Origin of the sequence: Arachidicoccus sp., assembly GCF_050436765.1 — a bacterium.
In the GTDB taxonomy this organism is placed as follows: Bacteria; Bacteroidota; Bacteroidia; order Chitinophagales; family Chitinophagaceae; genus Arachidicoccus.
Window position 1 is genome coordinate 1 of record NZ_JBNQGD010000100.1, and the last position, 3,307, is coordinate 3,307.

General features: G+C 39.4%; 4 protein-coding genes. 3 read left to right on the forward strand and 1 reads right to left on the reverse strand.

The window, feature by feature from the left end:
• Positions 1-63 precede the first annotated feature (63 nt).
• The 3 genes from ACQR30_RS04185 to ACQR30_RS04195 all read left to right on the forward strand — a co-directional run bounded on the left by ACQR30_RS04185 (position 64) and on the right by ACQR30_RS04195 (position 2,966).
• Positions 64-942, forward strand: a complete 879-nt coding sequence (locus ACQR30_RS04185; protein WP_429731701.1) for a helix-turn-helix domain-containing protein — start codon at positions 64-66, stop codon at positions 940-942.
• A gap of 381 nt (positions 943-1,323) precedes the next feature.
• Entirely contained in the window at positions 1,324-2,145 is an 822-nt protein-coding gene (locus ACQR30_RS04190) for a phytanoyl-CoA dioxygenase family protein (RefSeq protein ID WP_429731704.1), read from the forward strand.
• A complete protein-coding gene (locus tag ACQR30_RS04195; protein ID WP_429731707.1) occupies positions 2,133-2,966 on the forward strand; it encodes a sugar phosphate isomerase/epimerase family protein in 834 nt (277 codons plus the stop codon). The genes ACQR30_RS04190 and ACQR30_RS04195 overlap by 13 nt, the downstream gene beginning before the upstream one ends.
• Positions 2,967-3,022: 56 nt before the next feature.
• Here ACQR30_RS04195 and ACQR30_RS04200 read toward each other — a convergent pair whose 3' ends face one another.
• On the reverse strand, positions 3,023-3,262 hold the full coding sequence (locus ACQR30_RS04200; protein WP_429731709.1) for a substrate-binding domain-containing protein: 240 nt from the start codon (positions 3,260-3,262) through the stop codon (positions 3,023-3,025).
• Between the last annotated feature and the right edge of the window lie 45 nt (positions 3,263-3,307).

Below are 3,307 nucleotides of genomic sequence, written 5' to 3' on the forward strand. Positions count from 1 at the left end.
AATTTTCTACAAAGGGCAAAAAGCAATTTTTATAAAACTACCTTGAATTAAAGCAGCTTATTTATGAACAATAGTTTTTTTAAATACCTCAATATAAGTCCCATTGAACAGGATTGGGGTTTATATGTAACCACGGTTGGTTATTCAAATATCACACCCAATGAACCCTATCCGAATAAGAACCATCCGCAAAGTCATCAACTCACCTGGAATAGAGGAAGAATACTTAATGATTATTATATAGTTTTTATTTCCAGGGGAAAGGGCGTTTTCTGTTCATCGCTTACTGAGTCAATAGATATTAAAGAAGGGACATGTTTTTTTCTTTATCCTGGTATTTGGCACCGATATAAGCCCGATATACAATCGGGATGGGAGGAATATTGGGTAGGTTTTCACGGCTATTATATAGACGAATTAATGAAACGAAAATTTTCTCATCCGAAACAACCCTGTCATGAGATAGGGCTCAATAAAGAAATGCTATTGCTTTTTCAAAAGATGATTGATGCTGTACAATCGTCATTTATAGGCTATTCGCAGCAAATTGCGGGACTAACACTTCAAATGCTCGGCTTAATCAATACCATGTCTGTAAATAACCAATATGATAAAAATCCAGTTGAAAAAGCTATTGCCAAAGCGATGTTTTTATTACAGGAGTCTTTGGAACGTTGCGTAGACATGCCCGATCTGGCAAGACAATTACTCATGAGTTATTCTGCTTTTAGAAAAAAGTTTAAGGCTATGACAGGTCTTTCGCCCAATCAGTATCATCTGAATTTACGCATCACACGCGCACAAGAACTGCTAGAATCAACACTGCTCAATATAGAAGAAGTGGCAGATCAAACTGGGTTTGAGAATATCTATTATTTCTCCAAGATATTTAAAAAGAAAGTAGGGACTTCTCCAAAAGTCTATCGCAAACAATTTTTCTAAGTTTATTTGTCAATAGTGCAATCCGGCGCCCATAGCAAAGCTGTCGAGTGGATACATTTGTAATGCAAAAAAGTATCTGTTGATAGCGTGTAAGCTGACAACTTTATTATTAAAAAGGGAAAAAGAGTTAAAGCACGCCGCATGTAAGTAAACAGATTTTTTACGAAAATCTTATTCTCCAAAGATTTCCTAGAACTGACAGAAAGTACAAAGAATTAATAGGCTTGGATTCTACCATTACAGCAAAAGAAAATATTTTTGGGAATAAATACATATACTTGTTGGACAGGTAGTACGCTCCTTACAACTACAGTCCATTTAGATACGCAACAGCGAGCAAAAGCTGCTAATATTTAAACGATAGCAAACAAAATTATTATCATGAACACTTTTTTAACCAAAGAACAAATTGAGCATTATCAAAGGGAAGGTTATCTTGTCATTGAAAATTTCCTTAGTCCAGCAGAATTGGAAGAATGGCGCGAAGCGGTAACGGAAGCAGTGAGCGAACGCAAAGGTCGAAAAATACCCGGCAAGGAAGCGAAGATCGGTGAGGACGACGGCATTAACAAAGAGAATGATTATTTCGCAAAAGTGTTTGACCAAATGTTGAACCTTTGGCAAAGCAATGAGAAAATAAAAAAGATAATGCTTAATGATAAAATCGGCCAAATGGTTGCAAAACTTGCGGATTGGAAGGGAACGAGAATCTGGCATGATCAGGCATTAATCAAAAGACCGTGGGCTAATCCAACGTCCTGGCATCTCGATACCCCGTTTTGGTCATTTAGTGACCGACGCGCCCTTTCTATCTGGGTTGCGTTAGATGATGCAACGCTAGAAAACGGATGCCTATATTTCATTCCAGGATCCTGTCACAAAACCGGGTTCGAGAACCCGGGAATCGGAAAAAACATGGATGCCATATTCGAATTTTATCCCACACTCCGAAAAGGTAGATCTGTTGCGGCCCCTATGAAAGCGGGCAGCTGTTCTTTTCACAATGGCCTAACCATTCATGGAGCCGGCGCCAATATGACTAACGGTTTCAGAAGAGCCATGACTTGCGCGTACATGCCGGATGGGGCAGTTTTTAATGGCATACAAAACATCCTTACTGATGAACAGGTCCAACTTTTAAAGCCCGGTGATCTTCTAAATGATGACCATCAAAATCCACTAATATTTCCATGGAATCGCTAGCGTTACGTATACTGTGTCCACAATGGGGGTTTGAACATTTAGATATGGAGGATTTCCTAGATAAGGTAAAAAAATCAGGTTTTGATGGCATTGATACATGGGTACCGCCAGATAGAAAAGGAAGAGTCCGGCTAAGGAGATTACTTGAAGAATATGATTTGACGATGGTCAGTCAACAATATCAGGCTGAAGGGAAAAATATAAAAGAATTCTGCAAATCATTTGATTATTATCTGCAACTATCTGCAGAAACGAACCCCTTACTTATCAACTCACATTCCGGGCGCGATTCATTTTCCCTGCAAGATCAATTAAAGGTGCTTGATACCGCCTTTATGTTTGAGCACAAAAGTAACATTGCCGTTGCGCACGAAACCCACCGTGGACGCCTGGCATTTTCTCCCGGAAATGCACAACAGTTGTTTAATAAGAGAAAACAAATGCGTATAACTGCAGATTTGTCACATTGGGTTTGTGTTACAGAAAGCTATCTACCGTATTTTGAAAGCACATTGAAGCAAGCCATTGAGCGCACGATTCACGTTCACGCGAGAGTTGGTCATCCCCAGGGGCCGCAGGTGCCAGACCCGCGCCTTCCGGCATGGTCTGAATCCTTGAACCAGTTTTCGACGTGGTGGTCAAGAATTATTGAAAGCCACCGAAATAAAGGCACTTCCCGCCTTACTTTCACCACTGAATTTGGCCCACCACCCTATATGTGGACGCACAAAAGAAATAATGCGCCTGTTGCCTCACAATGGGAATTGAATCTTTACATCAAGAGTTTGTTGAAAGAAATAGCAGCTTCTTCGTCTATATAACCTTACATCAAAAGCGACCTAACTCCTCTACGTTCATTGATGGCACTGCCGTGTTTTTATAAAGAAGCACGGAGGGTTAAGTAAAAAGGAACGGAAGAATGTTCCAATTGTTTTTCAATAATCATTTCCGCAGCTCTTTGCCCCATGTATTTAAAATCTGCAGAAATGGTCGTTATCCCATTAAGGATAATTTGCTTTATGGGCGTTTCATTATAGGAGATGATACCAACTTCCTTACCGACTTCTAATTTTGATTCTAAAATTTTTTTTATCAGAATAACTAAGTCGTCTTCCATCAAACAAATATATCCCCCATGTTTTTATATTTGCACTGTTTGAAT

Excerpts from the sequence above, each read along its gene's own strand:
- ACQR30_RS04200 (WP_429731709.1), bottom strand. The coding sequence starts at position 3,262 with ATGGAAGACGACTTAGTTATTCTGATAAAAAAAATTTTAGAATCAAAA.
- ACQR30_RS04185 (WP_429731701.1), top strand. The coding sequence starts at position 64 with ATGAACAATAGTTTTTTTAAATACCTCAATATAAGTCCCATTGAACAG.
- ACQR30_RS04195 (WP_429731707.1), top strand. The coding sequence starts at position 2,133 with ATGGAATCGCTAGCGTTACGTATACTGTGTCCACAATGGGGGTTTGAA.
- ACQR30_RS04190 (WP_429731704.1), top strand. The coding sequence starts at position 1,324 with ATGAACACTTTTTTAACCAAAGAACAAATTGAGCATTATCAAAGGGAA.